The sequence below is a fragment of the Bacillus sp. V3-13 genome (assembly GCF_002860165.1).
Taxonomy (GTDB): domain Bacteria; phylum Bacillota; class Bacilli; order Bacillales; family Cytobacillaceae; genus Bacillus_BJ.
Genome location: NZ_PGUZ01000036.1, coordinates 1 through 17,528, shown reverse-complemented (window position 1 = coordinate 17,528; position 17,528 = coordinate 1). Strand labels below are relative to the sequence as shown.

19 protein-coding genes are annotated in these 17,528 nt (G+C 41.2%); all 19 read left to right on the top strand.

Annotated elements, in window-relative coordinates:
* Positions 1-113 precede the first annotated feature (113 nt).
* The 19 genes from CU633_RS14040 (at position 114) to CU633_RS13950 (ending at position 17,287) form a co-directional block, all read left to right on the top strand.
* The gene (locus CU633_RS14040; RefSeq protein ID WP_101661222.1) at positions 114-401 is read left to right on the top strand and encodes a PTS sugar transporter subunit IIB; all 288 of its coding nucleotides are present in this window, start codon (positions 114-116) and stop codon (positions 399-401) included.
* Positions 402-593, top strand: coding sequence for a PTS transporter subunit IIC (locus tag CU633_RS14035; protein WP_257958789.1), 192 nt, complete (start codon positions 402-404; stop codon positions 591-593).
* Between the two features lie 276 nt (positions 594-869).
* Positions 870-1,874 carry a LacI family DNA-binding transcriptional regulator gene (locus CU633_RS14030; RefSeq protein ID WP_101661221.1) on the top strand — a complete coding sequence of 335 codons (1,005 nt, stop codon included), beginning with the start codon at positions 870-872 and terminating at the stop codon, positions 1,872-1,874.
* Between the two features lie 58 nt (positions 1,875-1,932).
* Positions 1,933-2,883, top strand: a complete 951-nt coding sequence (locus CU633_RS14025; RefSeq protein ID WP_101661220.1) for a sugar kinase — start codon at positions 1,933-1,935, stop codon at positions 2,881-2,883.
* Between the two features lie 16 nt (positions 2,884-2,899).
* Complete coding sequence (gene hxlA / locus CU633_RS14020) at positions 2,900-3,523, top strand: 3-hexulose-6-phosphate synthase (protein ID WP_101661219.1); 624 nt, start codon at positions 2,900-2,902, stop codon at positions 3,521-3,523.
* The gene (gene hxlB / locus CU633_RS14015; RefSeq protein WP_101661218.1) at positions 3,520-4,071 is read left to right on the top strand and encodes a 6-phospho-3-hexuloisomerase; all 552 of its coding nucleotides are present in this window, start codon (positions 3,520-3,522) and stop codon (positions 4,069-4,071) included. Before hxlA ends, hxlB begins: the two co-directional genes overlap by 4 nt.
* Before the next feature lie 19 nt (positions 4,072-4,090).
* Positions 4,091-5,155 (top strand): ureidoglycolate dehydrogenase, encoded by a 1,065-nt coding sequence (gene allD, locus CU633_RS14010; RefSeq protein WP_101661217.1) that lies wholly within the window; start codon positions 4,091-4,093, stop codon positions 5,153-5,155.
* Between the two features lie 47 nt (positions 5,156-5,202).
* Entirely contained in the window at positions 5,203-5,853 is a 651-nt protein-coding gene (locus tag CU633_RS14005; protein ID WP_101661216.1) for a bifunctional 4-hydroxy-2-oxoglutarate aldolase/2-dehydro-3-deoxy-phosphogluconate aldolase, read from the top strand.
* 200 nt (positions 5,854-6,053) lie between these two features.
* Positions 6,054-6,977, top strand: a complete 924-nt coding sequence (locus tag CU633_RS14000) for a carbohydrate ABC transporter permease (RefSeq protein ID WP_101661215.1) — start codon at positions 6,054-6,056, stop codon at positions 6,975-6,977.
* A 13-nt stretch (positions 6,978-6,990) separates the two neighbouring features.
* The gene (locus tag CU633_RS13995; RefSeq protein ID WP_101661214.1) at positions 6,991-7,800 is read left to right on the top strand and encodes a carbohydrate ABC transporter permease; all 810 of its coding nucleotides are present in this window, start codon (positions 6,991-6,993) and stop codon (positions 7,798-7,800) included.
* Positions 7,801-7,837: 37 nt separating this feature from the next.
* The gene (locus CU633_RS13990) at positions 7,838-9,139 is read left to right on the top strand and encodes an ABC transporter substrate-binding protein (protein ID WP_101661213.1); all 1,302 of its coding nucleotides are present in this window, start codon (positions 7,838-7,840) and stop codon (positions 9,137-9,139) included.
* A 90-nt stretch (positions 9,140-9,229) separates the two neighbouring features.
* Positions 9,230-10,789, top strand: coding sequence for an acyl CoA:acetate/3-ketoacid CoA transferase (locus CU633_RS13985; RefSeq protein WP_101661212.1), 1,560 nt, complete (start codon positions 9,230-9,232; stop codon positions 10,787-10,789).
* Between the two features lie 19 nt (positions 10,790-10,808).
* The gene (locus CU633_RS13980; RefSeq protein WP_374703375.1) at positions 10,809-11,573 is read left to right on the top strand and encodes an SDR family NAD(P)-dependent oxidoreductase; all 765 of its coding nucleotides are present in this window, start codon (positions 10,809-10,811) and stop codon (positions 11,571-11,573) included.
* 30 nt (positions 11,574-11,603) lie between these two features.
* On the top strand, positions 11,604-12,380 hold the full coding sequence (locus tag CU633_RS13975) for an enoyl-CoA hydratase/isomerase family protein (RefSeq protein ID WP_101661211.1): 777 nt from the start codon (positions 11,604-11,606) through the stop codon (positions 12,378-12,380).
* Between the two features lie 27 nt (positions 12,381-12,407).
* Positions 12,408-13,556, top strand: coding sequence for an acyl-CoA dehydrogenase family protein (locus tag CU633_RS13970; protein WP_101661210.1), 1,149 nt, complete (start codon positions 12,408-12,410; stop codon positions 13,554-13,556).
* A gap of 38 nt (positions 13,557-13,594) precedes the next feature.
* Complete coding sequence (locus CU633_RS13965; protein ID WP_101661209.1) at positions 13,595-15,616, top strand: FAD-dependent oxidoreductase; 2,022 nt, start codon at positions 13,595-13,597, stop codon at positions 15,614-15,616.
* Positions 15,606-15,821 (top strand): MaoC/PaaZ C-terminal domain-containing protein, encoded by a 216-nt coding sequence (locus tag CU633_RS23360; RefSeq protein WP_257958787.1) that lies wholly within the window; start codon positions 15,606-15,608, stop codon positions 15,819-15,821. The genes CU633_RS13965 and CU633_RS23360 overlap by 11 nt, the downstream gene beginning before the upstream one ends.
* 884 nt (positions 15,822-16,705) lie before the next feature.
* A complete protein-coding gene (locus tag CU633_RS13955) occupies positions 16,706-16,900 on the top strand; it encodes a DUF2187 family protein (protein WP_257958786.1) in 195 nt (64 codons plus the stop codon).
* 195 nt (positions 16,901-17,095) lie between these two features.
* Positions 17,096-17,287 carry a hypothetical protein gene (locus CU633_RS13950; protein WP_101661208.1) on the top strand — a complete coding sequence of 64 codons (192 nt, stop codon included), beginning with the start codon at positions 17,096-17,098 and terminating at the stop codon, positions 17,285-17,287.
* Positions 17,288-17,528: the final 241 nt, after the last annotated feature.

Sequence of the window (17,528 nt, the reverse complement as noted above, 5' to 3'; positions counted from 1 at the left end):
TGGCTCAAAATCATGGAAATGTATTAACTGAATATTCTAACTACATTTATGCAACGCTAGTGACATAATATAGAAGAAATTATTTCAATCTTTAATTAAGGAGTGTGGGGAGAATGAAGGTTGTGACGGTATGCGGGATGGGTTTTGGAACATCGTTAATGTTACTGATGGATGTCCAGGCGATTGGAAAAAAACATGGGTATGACATCCAGGGAGAAGCGGTAGATTTAGGCTCGGCAAAAGGTAAAGAGTGTGATTTCATGGTGGCTTCAGGTGAAATTGCCTCGGAACTTGACGGGGAGTCTGTCGAAGTGGTAGCGATTAATAATTTACTGGATAAAGAAGAAATTGAAAGAAAAGTAATGCCAATTATCGAAAGAGTTGCCAAAGGGGTGAAATAGATGTTAAATACTATTGTTTCGATTTTAAGCAACCCGGCTATTATTCTCGCAATTATTGCAGCGGTTGGATTGATTGCTCTCAGAAAGTCGGCCTCGGATATTATTAAGGGGACTTTAAAAACCGTATTCGGATTTTTAATTTTGCAGCAAGGTGCGAACATTATAAAGATTTTATTGAAAAGGTTTAGGTAGATAAATAAGTAATCTTCTAACAGAATGGAAAAAGTGATTTGTCATCAAATATTGCTAAGTTAATAACCTTAGTCACTTTTGTAAGTCCAATACCATGTCCAAATTGAAATCCATGTAAAGACTGAGAAATTATTTTATAAAAATAAACGAGACTTAATTTTTAGAATATTATTATTTTTTAAAAAATGACTTGAAATTTTCTTTCCTGTTGAATTATAATTGGGCTAAATCGATTTACTAAATCGGTTTACCGATTTTCTTAAAAGGACGATGCATATGAAAAGGGTAACGATGGCCGATGTTGCAAAACATGCAAATGTGTCAAAGAGTACTGTTTCACAATTTTTAAACAAACGATATGACTACATGGCTGAGTTAACAAAGGAGAGAATTGAACAATCGATCCGCGAACTCGGTTATCATCCAAATGTAGTTGCGAGAAGTTTGAAACAGAAAAAAACATCCACCATTGGAGTCATAATAGCCAATATCTTGCACACATTTTCAACTCAGGTCATTCGTGCAATCGAGGATGTGTGTCACGAAAATGATTACCATGTGATTGTCTGCAATGCAGATGACAATCCAGAGAAGGAAAAAAAATATTTTGAGATGTTAATAGCCAAACAGGTAGATGGACTTATTGTATTTCCCACAGCGAAGAATCTTGAACTCTATGAATCGATCCTTGCACAAAGATTTCCCCTTGTATTTATGGATCGTCTTGTCCACGATATTCCAGTAGATACTGTAATGCTTAATAACCAGGTAGCCTCTGAAAAAGCAGTTCAACACTTTATTGAAAAGGGATATGAACGAATATCCATTGTCACCAACTCACTAATTCAACACATTACTCCAAGAATTGAACGGATCAACGGTTATAGGAAGGCAATGAAAGAAGCTGATATTCCGATTAGAGAGGAATATATTAAAGCTCTGGAAGTAGACAAAATCAAAGACGGTCTTAAAGAAATGTTCTCTCTGCCAAATCCACCAGAAGCGATACTAGCTGGTAATGACTTCGTATTAATGGAGATTTTGAATTATGTAAAAGAGGAACAACTCTTAATACCAAGCGATTTGGCGTTGATTGGAATTGATAATGTAAGGTTTGCAAATTTTTACAGCCCCCCAATAACAACTGTGAAACAGCCAGCTTTTGATATGGGAAAGAAAGCGGCAGAGTTACTTTTTTCGAAAATTGAAAGCGTTAACATTGATAGAAAACCTGAAATTTACCGTTTTGAACCGGAATTAATTATCCGCGAATCCTGCTAGCTGCAAAATAAAAATCGCCTTCGATTACTTGAAAAAATATTAAAAGGGAGACGAAAGAATGGCAGAAATATTGACGATAGGTGACGCTATGGTAACCCTGAACCCTGTATCAAAGGGACCTATGCGTTTTGTAGAATCCTTTAACAGGAGGGTTGGGGGAGCTGAGCTCAACTTTGCCATAGGATGTGCACGATTAGGAGTAAACACCGGATGGATCAGCAGGCTTGGAAATGATGAGTTTGGCCGTTATATCCGGAACTTTGTACGTGGTGAAGGAATTGATATTTCGCAGGTTAAGCTGGTGGATAGATATCCAACTTCGGTCAATTTTAAAGAAATCATGGAAGATGGCAGTGGCAGAACCTTTTATTATCGTGCCAATTCACCTACTTCAACATTAAGACTCGATGATTTGGCCGAAGATGTAGTTAAACAAGCAAAAGTGCTTCATGTTACCGGTGTGTTTCCAGCAGTGAGTGAGCAGAATTTTGAGATTGTCATGAGAGCGGCCGAACTGGCTAAGAAACATAATGTCCTTATCTCTTTTGATCCGAATATTCGTCTAAAACTGTGGAGTAAAGAACAAGCAAAGATGAAATTGTCCCAGTTGCTGCCATATGTCGATTTACTCTTAACGGGGGAAGATGAAGCAGAGCTTCTTTTAGGTGTAAACGAGCCAAAGAGGATTGTTGGTGAATGTAAAAGATATGGTATTTCAACTATAGCAATAAAGAGGGGAGAGCAAGGGTCCATAGGATATCATCTAGGACAATATGCCGAAGCTCCTGCCGTCCAGGCTGGGAAAGTAGTAGATACTGTAGGCGCTGGGGATGGGTTTGATGCAGGATTTGTTTACGGCATACTAAACAACTGGCCGCTTGAGAAAACTTTAAAATTTGCAAACACAATTGGTTCAATGGTTGTATCTGTATCGGGAGACAATGAAGGTCTTCCGTATCTCGAGGATGTTCTAATTCAAATGGGTGAAGGAGAATATATCGAAAGATAGTTTTGGGGTGGGAAATATGTACTTGCAGCTTGCGCTTGATAGAGTGACAAGAGAAAAATGCTTTCAAATCGTAAAAGAAACAGAGAGTGCAATCGATTGGATTGAAATTGGAACTGGAGTAATTAAAGAGTATGGGATGGCTATTGTAAGGGATATGAAAGCAGCGTATCCTCATAAAACGATTGTGGCGGATATGAAGACATGTGACGCAGGAAAGCATGAGACCAGGCAAGCTTTTGAAGCGGGTGCGGACATCTCAACCGTGATGGCTTTTTGTGCAGATCAAACAATAAAGGATTCACTTGAAGTAGCTAAATACTACGGCAAGAAGATCATGGTTGATTTATTAGGAGTTACCGATGGTTGTCGGATTCATAAATTGTTGGATATGGGTGTCGAACTTATTTGCCTACACCATGGGAAGGACTTACAAAAGCAAACAAAGCTACATAAGAATTCATTTGCCGTTGCGGATGATGTAAAAGGCGTTATGGTATCTGTTGCCGGTGGAATCACAATGGCAAATCTCCCTGACATTCTTGAGAAGAACCCGGACATTGTCATAGTCGGAAGCGGGATCACGAAGACAGCTGATCGTGGCAAAACTGCCAGGGATATAAAGGAGAAACTAATTAAATGAAGACCATAATTAAAACGATAGGCACAGAAATCACGTCAGTCCTTTCAAGAGTGGAAGAAGCGGAAGCTTTACAAGTGTCCAATGAACTTAAAAAAGCAAAACGGATTTTTGTTTATGGTGAAGGCCGTTCTGGATTGATGGGAAAGGCCTTTGCGATGAGGCTGATGCACGGGGGCTATTCAGTTTATGTCTTAGGTGAAACTATAACGCCAAGTATAGGCAGGGAAGATTTATTGGTTTTAATATCGGGCTCTGGGTCGACTGGCAGAATTCATGAGCTTGCAGTAAAGGCACAGGAAATTGGTGCAAAAGTCGTTCTTGTATCAGCAAGCCGAGAATCTAAAATTGCAAGTGTCAGTGATGTTCTGCTTGTCATACCCGCTGCCACAAAGCATAGAGGAGCATTTGGGCCGGACACGATCCAGCCGCTTGGCAATCAGTTCGACCAGAGTGTACATCTTGTACTCGACGGAATTATTATACATAGCCTGCAGGAAAACGAAAAAAGGAATCTTGAGATGGAAAATAGGCACGCAAATCTCGAGTAATTAGAAAAGGGTGGAAATTATGCAAGACGTAAAGGTTTCTCCTGGCAAACTGGCCGAATCGGTTATTTTAAAACTCACAAAAGCTGGATTAAGTGAATCGGATGCCACTATTGTTGCAGACGTCCTGGTCCATGCCGATTTAAGGGGAGTCAGTTCGCATGGTGTTCTTCGAACCGAGCATTATGTAAAACGGATATCGGAAGGTGGCATTAATCCCACTCCTGAATTCTCCATCAAGGATACAGGTCCTGTTACAGCCATCTTTGACGGTGATAATGGAATGGGCCATGTAATTGCCAAGGAAGCAATGAATTATGCCATAAAGCTTGCCGAAAAGAACGGTGTCGGGATGGTCGGGGTAATAAACAGCAGTCACTGTGGAGCTCTTTCCTATTTCGTACAGCAGGCAGCGGAAAGCAAAATTATCGGAATGGCCATGACTCATACAGACAAAGTTGTCGTACCGTTTGGAGGTGCGAAGCCGTATTTTGGGACCAATCCAATTGCTTTTGGATTCCCGTCAAAAAGCAAACCGCTTATCCTTGATATGGCAACAAGCAATGTCGCTTACGGCAAAATCCTTCATGCAAGAGAAGCAGGAGCCACCACCATCCCATCAGACTGGGGTGTAGATGAACAGGGGAATCCAACATCCGATCCAAATCAGGTTGCTGCACTTCTTCCTTTTGCCGGCCCAAAAGGCTATGGGTTAGCGATGGTGGTCGATATTTTCTCTGGCATCTTAACTGGTTCTGCTTTCGGTCCACATGTTTCAAAAATGTATGGAGATTATACCAAAAAACGTGAACTCGGCCATTTTGTATGTGCGATCAATCCCGCGTTTTTTACATCCATTGATTCATTCATCGGAAATATCGAACAAATGACTAATGAAATACATGAAATGGATCCTGCAAATGGATTTGGCAAAGTTATGGTTCCTGGCGAGCCTGAAAATTTGAGGGAAGAAGCCAACTCAAAGGAGGGTATTCCTCTTAAGAAGTCCCTATACGGTTTCCTAATGGAAGACGAATTCTCCTCTACCAGAAATAACATGTCGGCTCATACAACAGCCGAGGAATAACAGGAATAAAAAATATGATTTCTAAATTTTAGTAAATGGGTGATTACATGAACTTAACCGATGAGATTCAGGAAAATGGCATAGTTGCGGTAATCCGTGGCGCCCTCCCTTCAACGATAGTTCCCATTGCGAAAGCGCTTAAAAGGGGTGGAGTAAAGACGTTGGAAATCACCGTTGAAACTCCGAGGGTCCTCTCATTAATCGAAAAGGTAAATCTGGAGCTGCAAGACGAAGTGATTGTCGGAGCTGGAACTGTTCTCGATCCGGAGACAGCGAGAAGTGCCCTCATGGCAGGAGCAAAATTTATCTTCTCGCCTACCGTAAATACTGAAACTATTCGGCTTACAAAAAGATATGGCGCAGTCAGCATTCCAGGGGCGTTTACGCCAACCGAAATCCTCACTGCCTATGAAAACGGAGCCGATTATGTAAAAGTCTTCCCAGCCTGTGCCGTTGGTCCAAGCTATATTAAAGACATTCATGGTCCGTTACCACATTTACCTTTGATAGTAACTGGCGGAATAGATATGTCAAATGTTGGTTTATATATAAAAGCGGGTGCAGTGGCAGCGGGAATAGGGAGTTCTTTAGTAAATACGAAGGAACCAATTTCTGAGCATTATTTACTGGAGCTGGAAAGGAAAGCTACTGATTTTGTAATGGCGGTAAAAGAGGCGAGGCAAGCTACTGTAAAGTAAAAACTCAACTTGCACTACTGCCTGATGGGACATCAGAATATGACATTAATTTTCAGAAAATAAAGTAAATAATTAAAAGTTGAAATTTAAGGAACTTTCATTTAATTTAATCTACTCCTGCTGGGAAGAGATTCAAAATGGATTTCATTACGAACACCGAATTATGGAATGTACGATAAAGTTATAAGGGAGGCAGTCACTTGGAAGTTAAATATGAAGTTCCATCCACAATTAAGGAATCAAAGGGGAGAAATATCCTTTCATGGGTGGATAAAAAAATACAAATTATTTTGTTGCTCCCAGCACTGTTTTTGATGATGGTCGTCTTCCTGTATCCCGTTTTATATACGATCTTTCTGAGTCTTCATGACTGGACATTTTTAACACTAAAAAACCCTCCTTTTGTAGGTTTGCAAAAAATCATTAACGTGTTTCAGGATGTTGGATTTTACAAATCCATGCTATTGTCCGGTATTTATGTAGGAGCGGGTGTCACAATCCAGTTTTTCCTCGGTTTCACCCTTGCCTTAGCGGTTAATCGAATTACAGTCGGCCACGGTTTAGCCACTACATTGCTTGTTTTTCCTATGATGGTCACGCCAGTTGTCGTTGGGTTGATCTGGAAGTTTATTTTTGATTATAATTTTGGAATTTTCAACTATGCATTGACTTTGCTTGGCATAGACAAAGTCGCGATGCTAAACAGCAGTGCGCTGGCCCTGCCATCCACCATTATGGTGGACGTATGGCAGTGGACAGGTTTTATGTTCATCGTACTCTTGGCAGGGGTCAAATCATTGCCGGATGAACCCTTCGAGGCAGCCCAGATGGATGGAGCAAGTGTATGGCAAACATTATGGAATGTGACGATCCCATTGCTAAAGCCGGTTATCATTGTTGCTTTAGTTATGAGAATTGCAGGGTCCATTAAAGTATTTGATCAGATCTTCGTTTTGACCGGCGGGGGTCCGGGGACATCGACAGAAACAGTTTCAATTTTATTGCACAGAAAAGCGTTTGCCGATTTTGATTTTGGCTATGCTTCTGCCCTGGCTATCGTACTGACAATCATTGTTGGAATCGTCTGCTGGTTTGCAATTCGTGCACTATATTCGGATAAGTGAGGAGGGAAATTAATTGTATAAAAATAAGTGGGCATATACATATGTGATCGTTAGCTTACTGGGATTTCTGTTTCCTATTTTTTGGGTAATGTTTACATCTATTAAGACGACGACACAAGCATTCCAGATTCCGCCGGTTTGGATCTTTAAGCCAAGTATCGAAAACTATTCACAGGTTTTTGATACACAGCCATTCATATATTACTTTTTAAACTCGTTCATTGTCACGGTATTATCGACTGTCTTTTCCCTTATTATTGGGACCCTGGCAGGTTATAGCTTAGCCCGCATGAAAATGAAGGGTCAAAAATGGGTCAGTTTTACCGTTTTCTTTACGAAGATGTTTCCGCCCATCGTATTGGTCGTTCCTTTCTTTGCACTATTTCGCCAATTCGGAGGTACTGATACATTATTTGCATTGACGTTATCCTATATAGCGTTCAACCTGCCTTTTGTTACATGGTTAATGTGGGGATTTTTAAAAGAACTGCCCGAAAGTTTGGAAGAGGCAGCTTTAATAGATGGAACGTCCAGATTTGGAGCCATGTGGAGAATAATGTTACCGCTTGCAAAGCCTGGATTAGCCGTATCTGCCATATTTGCAGCCATGAATTCTTGGAATGAGTTTTTATTCGCTCTAAGCTTGACGGGACAGCATGCAAAAACGCTGCCTGTAATGGCAGCGAACTTTGTAACACAGGATGCCATTCTTTGGGGACCTGTAACAGCAACTGGGACAATGCTTATGATTCCGATGTTTGTATTCACACTGCTTGTACAAAAGCACTTGGTTAAAGGGCTTTCAATGGGTGCTGTGAAATAAGCATAAATAATTTTTTAGATCTAAGGGGGAAGGATGCATGAAGAAGAGATTACTAGCTTTTATCCTTGTGTTGGTGCTTATTGCCACGGGATGCGCACCTGGAGAAAGTCAAAATGAAGCAACCAGTGGAAGTGGCTCAGGAGACAAAAAAGAAGAAGAGGTAAAAGAAATAACTGTTATTGCGCGTTCAGGGACTTATTATAATACCCTTTCAGCTGTCGCACCTGAATTCGAGAAAGAAACGGGCATTAAAGTAAATTTACAGGAAGTTGGCCGTGATGGCTATTTGCAAAAGGTATCTACCCAATTACTTGGTCAAGGGGACAGCACAGATGTAATCCTCATGCTGAATAATTACATTGGTCAGTTTGGTGAAGGCGGACAATTTGAGCCTCTTGATTCTTATATGAAAGAAAATAATTTCAATTTGGATCATGTTATCCCTGCTGTAGCAGAATCAGTAAAATACAAGAAAAAAGTGTTCGCTATGCCATTGGACACAAGTACTCACTTTCTGTTTTATCGTAAGGATTTAATTCCAATTCCTCCTAAAACGTGGGAAGAGTATAGAGAAGTAGCTAAGAATTTTACACAGAGTCAAAATCCGGATTCTCCAACTGAGTTTGGGACGACCTTCCAAGGAAAGCGCGGCGAAACCCAGCCTAAAGAATGGTATCAATATTTCTGGGCAATGGGAGGGGAAATACTGGATAAGAATAAGAAGCCTACATTGAATAGCGATAGTGGTGTCGAAGCATTAACATACGTGGTAGATAATTTAAGGAAGGAAAAAATTGTTCCTCCGGATGCGACTACGTATGAGTTCCCTGAAGTACTGTCTGCCTTCCAGAACGAGAAGGTTGCTATGGCAGTGGAATGGAATACAGCCTACCCGCAATTGGCGGACGCTACTAAGTCACCGAAGGTATCTGACAAGTTTGCGATTGCCGATGTTCCAGGAGGAAAACCATTTATCCATACTTGGACTCTGGCGATTAATTCCAACTCCAAAAAGAAAGATGATGCTTTCAAATTTATTTCATGGGTGTCCAGTCCGGAGGGTGCGAAAAAATATGCCCTTGCCGGTGGATTCCCGCCAGTAACAGAAGTGTTGGAAGATCCTGAAGTGATTAAAGTACGTCCGGATTTCCCGGATCTGCAAAGAACGCTAATGAAGGCAAAAGCTGAGCCGAACCTTCCTGAATGGCCACGTATCCATGAATTCATTACTGATGCAATATCTAAAGCTCTTGCTGGAGAAAAATCGCCTAAGGAAGCCCTTGATGAAGCCAATGACAGCATTTATGAGCTATTGGATTCAAGAGGATATTACAAATAATAGATTAAGAGGAGAAGGGCATGCACTAATGCATTCCTTTCTCAAAATATGACCGCAAATATATCGATTCTATCAAAGTGAGGTCAGATCATGGGTTATACTAAAATTTTAACTGCAAGTGAGGCTGTCCAGGCAATAAAGAACAACAATACTGTTGTTGTGGGTGGAGCAGGCGGCGGTCTCGCGGAGCCTACAGAACTCCTTTTGGCATTGGAAGAACGATTTTTGAATACTGCTTCACCAAGGGATCTTACATTTGTTCATATAACAGGTGTAGGAGATCGGAAGGAGGGCGGTATGTGCCATGTCGCCTATGAAGGGCTAGTGAAACGTGATATTGGCGGACATTGGGATTATGTTCCCAAGATGGCTAAACTGGCCAGTCAAAATAAAATTGAGGCTTACAATCTTCCACAAGGTGTACTTTCACAGCTCTTTAGGGAAATTGCCGCGAACAGGCCTGGATTATTCACCCATGTTGGATTAAAAACCTTTGTCGATCCAAGAGTTGAGGGTGGAAAACTAAATTCAAAAACGAAGAAGGATTTGGTACGCGTTATCGATATCGCCGGACAAGAAAAGCTGTTTTATGAGGCATTTCCGGTGGATATAGCTTTTTTAAGAGGGACTACCGCAGATGAGGACGGCAATGTTTCGATGGAAGAAGAAGCGGCCTTTTTAGAAAATCTGGCCATTGCCCAAGCAGTTCATAACTGTGGCGGGAAAGTGTTTGTTCAGGTAAAAAGGCTGGCAGCAAGACGTACGTTGCACCCAAAAAATGTCCGAATCCCAGGGATATTAGTGGACGGAATTATTGTATGCCCGGAACAACCACAAACTGTTGCTTCTCATTATAACCCTGCTTATTCTGGAGAAATAAAAATTCCGCTGCAAAAGATTCGGCCGCTTCCCTTTGACGAAAGAAAGGTAATTGCCATGCGCGCCGCTTTGGAAATACCTGATAAAGGGGTTATTAATTTAGGGGTCGGAATATCTGGGTCCGTAGGTGTGGCAGCCACCGAAATGGGCCTGGACAATGAATTCGTCTTTGCGGTCGAGCAAGGGGTGATTGGCGGAGTTCCAGCAGGCGGAATTGAGTTTGGTGCTTCAATCAATCCATTGGCAATTATCGATACTTCAGCACAATTCGACTTTTTCGACGGGGGCGGAATTGATCTTGCTTGTTTAGGTATGGCTCAGGTAGACGAATTTGGGAATGTAAATGTCAGCAAAATCGGCGATCGGATCATTGGCTGTGGCGGATTTATCAACATAGCACAAAATGCAAAAAAAATTATTTATTGCGGCACGTTCACCGCGGGTGGATTGAATGTAGAGATAGAACAGAGAAAGCTTAATATCGTCTCCGAAGGCAAACATAAAAAATTTGTGAATCAAGTGGACCAGATAACTTTTTCCGGTGAATATGCAAGAGAGACAGGCCAAAAAGTAATATTCATCACTGAAAGGGCGGTATTTGAAATCCGGGAAGAGGGGATGGTCTTAACCGAAATTGCCCCTGGGGTTATTATCGAAAAAGATATCCTCCCTCACATGGAGTTCGTGCCACACATTTCTGCCGAGCTGAAGGAAATGGATCCGATGCTCTTTACCCCATCTGTGGAAAAAAGAAAGATTAATAATGTGTAATTTTCATAGGAGGAAAACCATGATTACAATAAACCTTGAAAATCAAGTTGCGTTAGTTACCGGTGCAGGAACAGGAATCGGCAAAGCAATCGCCCTGAAACTGGCTGAAGCTGGTGCAAAGGTCGCCGTTAATTACAATAGTAGCGCCGAGGAGGCGGGGAAGGTAGTATCAACTATTGTTGATCATGGAGGATCGGCAAAGGCCTATCAATGTGATGTAACAAATGAGGATGTAGTAAAAGCCATGTATGACCAAATCGAAAACGACCTTGGGGAAGTAGACATACTTGTGAACAATGCCGGTTCGCTTGTGGAAAGATGCGTCATTGAAGAGATGAGTGCCGAGCTTTGGCAAACCATTGTAGACGTCAACCAAAAATCGGTATTTTTATGTTCAAAATATGCGATTCCAAATATGAAAGCCAAGAAAAATGGAAGAATCGTAAATATATCGTCTATTGCTGCACGCAATGGCGGAGGAATGGGAGCGGTGATGTACGCGTCATCTAAAGCAGCTGTCAGTACCTTTACAAAGGGATTGGCGAAAGAGCTGGCCGCACACGGAATTTTGGTAAATACTGTTTCTCCGGGAGTGATCACGACCCCTTTCCATGACCGCTTTACCAGTAATGAAGCGAGGGAGCAATTCAAAAATGTCATTCCTCTAAGCAGGGAAGGCGATCCAGGTGAAGTCGCTGATGCTGTCCTGTATTTAGTGTCACCACTTAGCACCTACCTTGTTGGTGAAAACATCGAAGTCAACGGCGGGCAATTAATGGATTAAACAACACCCATTTAGTGAGCAGGTGAGCAAATGGAAAGATTCATAAGTATATCCCACTATAATGAAGATCAGCTTTATTGGATTGAATTAAACAGGCCTGATACTTATAACGCTTTTTCTGATGAAATGATGGATGAAATCAAAGCAGCCTTGAAAAAAGCAGAAGCACTGAGTGATGTAAGGGTTGTGGTTTTTTCCGGAAAAGGAAAGGTGTTTGCTTCCGGTGCAGATATTAAGGAACTGAATGAGATGTCTCCCTTGGAAGCTTTATTCCCAAGGATGCAGTCATTATATGATTTCATCTACAAGTTCCCTAAACCGACGGTAGCAGCGATAGACGGATACGCATTGGGTGGAGGGATGGAGCTTGCTGCTGCTTGTGATATCCGGATTGCAACAGCAAGGTCAAAGTTCGGAATGCCTGAATGCAAGCTCGGCGTTATTCCCGGGGCGGGCGGTACCCAGCGATTGGTTAAACTCATCGGCGAGGTGAAAGTGAAAGAGCTTGTATTCCTTGGAGAAATGATAGATGGTGCAGAGGCTAAAAGTATTGGATTCATTAATTTTTTAAGCGAAGAATCCGAATTACAAGAACGGGCAGTCAATATCGCAAAGAGAATTGCAGAAAAGGCCCCTATGGCCCTCAGATTTGCCAAAGAATGCATTCAAAGGCAAGCCGATATTCCACAGGAGGTTGGAATGCTCCTCGAAAACTTGAGCCAGGCTTATTTATTTTCAACCAGGGACAAAAAAGAGGGCGTCACAGCCTTTATTGAAAAACGAAAGCCCTCATTTACTGGATATTGATGACTAAACAGAAAGGTGTGTCTACAGATGGACTTTAAACTAACTGATGAAGAAGTGCTTATAAGAAAATTGGCAAGGGATTTCGCGGAAAAAGAAGTCCGGCCCATTGCCAAGGAGTTAAGCCATAACAAGGGGTTCCCTACGGAAGTATACCAAAAAATGGGGGAACTAGGTCTGGCAGGTGTGCCTTATCCAGAGGAATATGGCGGAGGCGGCGGAAGCTGGCTAGCGTTTGCGATTGTTCACGAGGAAATCGCCCGGGTGGATCCGTCTGTAGCCAATTCGATTATGGGAAACTCCTCCGTTTGCTCCCTACTGTCAAGCTTTGGGACACATGAACAAAAGGAAAAGTGGCTTACATCTATTCTGACAGGCCAGAAAATCGGTGCGATTGCATTGACTGAATCAAACGCAGGTTCCGACGCCAATAATCTCTCAACAACTGCAAAGCTTGTTGGAGATGAATGGGTTATCAATGGTAGTAAGACGTTCATTTCAAATTCCGGAACAGAAATCACTGGTCCAATCATTGTCGCAGCGGTAACAGGGACTGATGAAAGAGGAAGAAAAGAAATTGGAACCTTTATTGTTCCAAAAGAAACAGCAGGTGTGCTCGTAGGTCCTCAACTGCAAAAAATCGGCTTTAAAGGAAACGATACACGGGAATTAACCTTCGATAATTGCCGGATCCCAGAGGGGAATTTGCTTGGTGATAAAGCTAAAGGCTACAGGCAGACACTTGCCACCATTTCATCCGGCCGATTCCTGATTGCTGCCATGGGTGTCGGTTTAGCTCAAGGCTGCCTGGATATGTCCCTGGAGTATGTGAAGGAACGGAAAGCATTTGGCCGCCAGTTAAGTGAATTTCAAAATATCCAATTTAAACTTGCTGAAATCGCAACAAAAATCGAGCTTGCGAGAATGATTACATATAAAGCGGCAGTATTGAAGGATAAAAACGAACCTTTTGCCATGGAAGCATCGATGGCAAAACTGTATGCTACAAAATCGGCAATGGAAATTGCCCACGAAGCAGTACAAATGCACGGCGGCTACGGAATCATGGAGGAATATGATGTATCAAGGTTCTTTGGAGATGCAAAGGTATTGGAAATTGTCGAAGGAACGAATGAAATCCAAAAAATGATCATTTCAAGGCAGCTAATTAAGAATTAATCTACTCCCTATGGTTAATGGTCAAGGAGGAAGAAGGTATGGAAAAAACCACAAAAATTATAAAAGGAATGGAAGTCCCTGTTTATTCAGTTAACACACTGGTCATTGGCAGCGGAGCTGCTGCTTTGAATTGTGCTGTCCACCTGCACGAATTCGGTGTACAGGATATAGCGATAGTAACCGAAAGGTTAGGCGGCGGAGCTTCTAATAATTCCGGTTCGGATAAACAAACTTACTATAAAATGTCGATTTCCGGAAAAGAAGCAGACAGTCCTTATGAACTGGCAAAGACATTGTTTGATGGAGGGGCCATGCATGGGGATATCGCCCTGGTTGAGGCCACCTTATCCTTACAGGAATTTTATCATCTTGTTCAGTTGGGTGTTCCGTTCCCACATGACAAATATGGAACTTTTATAGGCTATAAAACCGACCACGATCCGAAGCAAAGAGCCACGTCTGCCGGTCCAAGAACCTCGAATCAGATGTTTGAATGTCTTGCACGGGATGTGACCGGCAAAGATATACCTGTATTAGACAGGCATGAAGTAATTGCTTTACTAACCAAGACTGATGGTGAACAGAAAAAAGCAATTGGAGCAATAGCAATCGACAAAAATAAAATGGATTCGGATCATTTGGGCCTGGTTGTTTTAAATTGCAAGAATATCGTCTTAGGAATCGGCGGTCCTGGCGGTATGTACCAGTCTTCTGTTTATCCGGAGGGACAGATAGGAAGCATTGGTATTGCCCTGACTGCAGGAGCGATTGCAAACAATTTAACAGAATCTCAGTTTGGGCTTTCTTCCATCAAAGTACGGTGGAACGTTTCTGGTACTTACCAGCAAGTCATTCCAAAGTACATCAGTACAGACCAGGATGGAAACGACCCTCAAGAATTTTTAAACGAATATTTTGATTCAATGGGTAAATTGGCAACCTGCATATTTTTAAAAGGTTACCAGTGGCCTTTTGACGCTAGGAAACTGACAAACTTTGGGTCTTCGATTATCGATATTTTAGTTTATAACGAGAGAGTGGTCAAAGGCAGAAGAGTTTTTATGGATTTTCGCTCCAATCCAGAAGGTGATGACCGCATCGGTGCCTTTACTTTTAATGATTTGGAACCGGAGGCCTCTGAATATTTGGAAAGATCAGGCGCCCTGTTCGGAACACCGATTGAGCGGCTTGAAAAAATGAATAAACTGGCGATTGAATTTTATCAAAGCAGAGGAATTGATCTTTATAAAGAACCTCTTGAAATTGCTGTTTGTTCACAGCATAACAATGGCGGCCTGAAAGGAAATATATGGTGGGAATCGAATGTACAGCATTTGTTCCCAGTTGGTGAGGTTAATGGCACACATGGAATTTACCGTCCTGGTGGATCTTCACTAAACAGCGGCCAGGTCGGCGGATATAGAGCAGCTCAGTTTATAGCGGCAAACTACAATTCTTCTCCTCAACAAATCGACCAATTTGTAGAGGAAGCAGGAGAGCAAATCAATGAGCTATTTACATCTTACCAGAATATTTCCAAGCGTGTGAATCCTAACTCCACATATGGAGAGGAAATACGAGCTGAAATCCAGACAAACATGACTTTATCCGGATCCCATATAAGAGAGTTAAACACCGTGTCACAAGCATTAGAAAAGGCGGAAGCCCTTTATCAGCAGTATGATGAAAATCTGGAGATTCGTTCCCGGGAGGAAGTCCTTGGTTCAATCCAAAATAAAATGTTGTTAGTTACCCAAATAGCCTATTTATCCAGCATTAAAAAATACTTGGAAGAAGGCGGCGGTAGCAGGGGAAGTTATATAGTTCTGGATCCAGAGGGAGAGCAAATCCACCCGAAATTAGACGAAAACTGGAAAATAAAAAATGAAAACAGTTTCCTTAGGGATAAAATCATTGAAACAAGCTTTACTTCTTCAGAGCATTTTGAATCCCGGCTTGTGCATGTAAGACCTATCCCTGAAGATGATGAATGGTTCGAAAACGTATGGAACCAATACCTGCAAGGGGAAATTGTAAGAGGTGAGACAAGTGGTAAATAGTAACCTTTTACAAGTTGGTGAAAGTGTCAGTTTTAGCAAAACCGTCAGTGAATCAGACGTCTATTTGTTCGCAGGGATTACGGGTGATTTGGGCGAAAACCATGTAAATGAAGATTATATGAAAAAAACACCCTATAAAAAACGGATTGCACACGGGGCACTACTGGTCGGATATGCATCTGCTACCTCCACCTTAATTATCTAGAGAAGACATTTGCCAGCTGTGTCATACGGATATGAGTCAATCCGATTTATCAAGCCAGTATTTATTGGTGACACTATATTTATTACCTATACCATCGATAAAAATTGCCAAGACACCAAAAAATCATGGGCTAAGATCGAGATAAAAAACCAGCATGATGAGTTGTGTGCTATCGCTGTTCACATTCTCAAAGTTATTGATTAAGAAGATTACCCCCAAATTTTGTATTAGAATACTTGAAGGAAAAGAGTTGGATTCATTAAGTGAGGAGTTATACGAATATATTATCGAGCTAGCTTCCGAAGAAAGAAGAACAAGAAATGAAAAGTTCTGTTTTAAGGAGATTGCTATTTTAAGGATGGCGTATTTCTTTAACTAACATTAAAGCGTTTTTCAATTACTGCCTGACAAACCGGATAGCTATCTTGAAAACGAAAACAAATAAAGGCTGCAAAATTTTCATTTAGCTAAAGTAGGTGATTATTGTGGAAATTATAGGTAAAAAGCTAATGGTTTTAATAATAGGGAATTGGTTTTTAAAATCCCGAAATTTTGTTGGCGCTAGGGAGAAAAATCTTAATATTGAAAATAATTTGATAGTGGAGTTAATTGCAGATTCGTATAAGTGGCATGTTTAGGTCCATCCATTGCTTCAGATTCATAATTCTGCGGCAACATTCAGGTATATTGAATACCACAAAATGAATAGTTCCATGCTTCACTAGCAACCATCATCTGTTATATCTTCCTTTGGACTAGCTGCAGGATTACCCCATTTTCCCATCCATTTTATCATAGTTTAGTTTTGTACAATGAATGGGAATGGTAATACTAACTTGGTGAAATGAAAATTTCGCATTGCATGAAAACGAGGGGGACATGATATGACAGAAGAAAAACATGAGAACCAGACAGAGAACATTAAAAAAGCTAATGTTGGAGATATGATCCAAATATCAGGAGGGAATGAACAAGAGCATAAGGGGAAAGTATTAGTGACGCGGGAAAACTCTGTTATTGCGGAAATTGGCAGGGATGTAAAAAAAAGACGTTCCAATAAAAACTGTAGTCAATCATAAAAATTTTAAACTAATTAAGTCATGAACACTTTAAAACGGCAATAAAGTTATAAGTGTCGTCTTTGTGAGGATGAGAAGCTTCAGTGCCTGACCCCTGGTATGTTAGAGTTAACACAGTACAGGGTCAGGCTTTTTTTCTGAATTGATGATAAGTTCAGTGGATAGATTTGGTGGGTGAAAGGAGTTACACATCTCGTGAAGTACATTAAAACGCAAATGAAACAACTGGTCAAAGAGAATAAAGAATTGCAGAAGTACTTAAAAACTTTGATGGGAGAACATAATCTTGAGAAAAACTTTGCCCTAAAGGCATTGTACCATTCAGAAGTAGCTGATGGCGGAAAGTACCAGTTAGCATATCAAGCACTTGACCAGCCCAAAGGGTAGGTCTATTTAGTCTACTGGAGAAATGGCGTGGGTGAAACGAATTGTGAATCAGGAAAAAACAGGCAATGACAGGGAGGGCAACGATTCTTTAAAACTATTGGGGATTTGTTCAAGCCAAAAGGGACTTTGAAGAACCCCTCTATTTTAACTGCGTTTAACAAACTTCTTATATACCACATCAGGCGTGTTGATTAACCAGTTTTATACAGTAAAATAAATGAAAAAAAGACACTTTTCTTGT

What these genes read in the sequence shown, in the direction of transcription:
- CU633_RS14025 (WP_101661220.1), top strand. Translation starts at nt 1,933, where the DNA reads ATGGCAGAAATATTGACGATAGGTGACGCTATGGTAACCCTGAACCCT.
- CU633_RS13985 (WP_101661212.1), top strand. Translation starts at nt 9,230, where the DNA reads ATGGGTTATACTAAAATTTTAACTGCAAGTGAGGCTGTCCAGGCAATA.
- CU633_RS14005 (WP_101661216.1), top strand. Translation starts at nt 5,203, where the DNA reads ATGAACTTAACCGATGAGATTCAGGAAAATGGCATAGTTGCGGTAATC.
- CU633_RS13970 (WP_101661210.1), top strand. Translation starts at nt 12,408, where the DNA reads ATGGACTTTAAACTAACTGATGAAGAAGTGCTTATAAGAAAATTGGCA.
- CU633_RS13980 (WP_374703375.1), top strand. Translation starts at nt 10,809, where the DNA reads ATGATTACAATAAACCTTGAAAATCAAGTTGCGTTAGTTACCGGTGCA.
- allD (WP_101661217.1), top strand. Translation starts at nt 4,091, where the DNA reads ATGCAAGACGTAAAGGTTTCTCCTGGCAAACTGGCCGAATCGGTTATT.
- CU633_RS13990 (WP_101661213.1), top strand. Translation starts at nt 7,838, where the DNA reads ATGAAGAAGAGATTACTAGCTTTTATCCTTGTGTTGGTGCTTATTGCC.
- CU633_RS14035 (WP_257958789.1), top strand. Translation starts at nt 402, where the DNA reads ATGTTAAATACTATTGTTTCGATTTTAAGCAACCCGGCTATTATTCTC.
- CU633_RS13955 (WP_257958786.1), top strand. Translation starts at nt 16,706, where the DNA reads ATGACAGAAGAAAAACATGAGAACCAGACAGAGAACATTAAAAAAGCT.
- CU633_RS13965 (WP_101661209.1), top strand. Translation starts at nt 13,595, where the DNA reads ATGGAAAAAACCACAAAAATTATAAAAGGAATGGAAGTCCCTGTTTAT.
- hxlB (WP_101661218.1), top strand. Translation starts at nt 3,520, where the DNA reads ATGAAGACCATAATTAAAACGATAGGCACAGAAATCACGTCAGTCCTT.
- CU633_RS13975 (WP_101661211.1), top strand. Translation starts at nt 11,604, where the DNA reads ATGGAAAGATTCATAAGTATATCCCACTATAATGAAGATCAGCTTTAT.
- CU633_RS14040 (WP_101661222.1), top strand. Translation starts at nt 114, where the DNA reads ATGAAGGTTGTGACGGTATGCGGGATGGGTTTTGGAACATCGTTAATG.
- CU633_RS14030 (WP_101661221.1), top strand. Translation starts at nt 870, where the DNA reads ATGAAAAGGGTAACGATGGCCGATGTTGCAAAACATGCAAATGTGTCA.
- hxlA (WP_101661219.1), top strand. Translation starts at nt 2,900, where the DNA reads ATGTACTTGCAGCTTGCGCTTGATAGAGTGACAAGAGAAAAATGCTTT.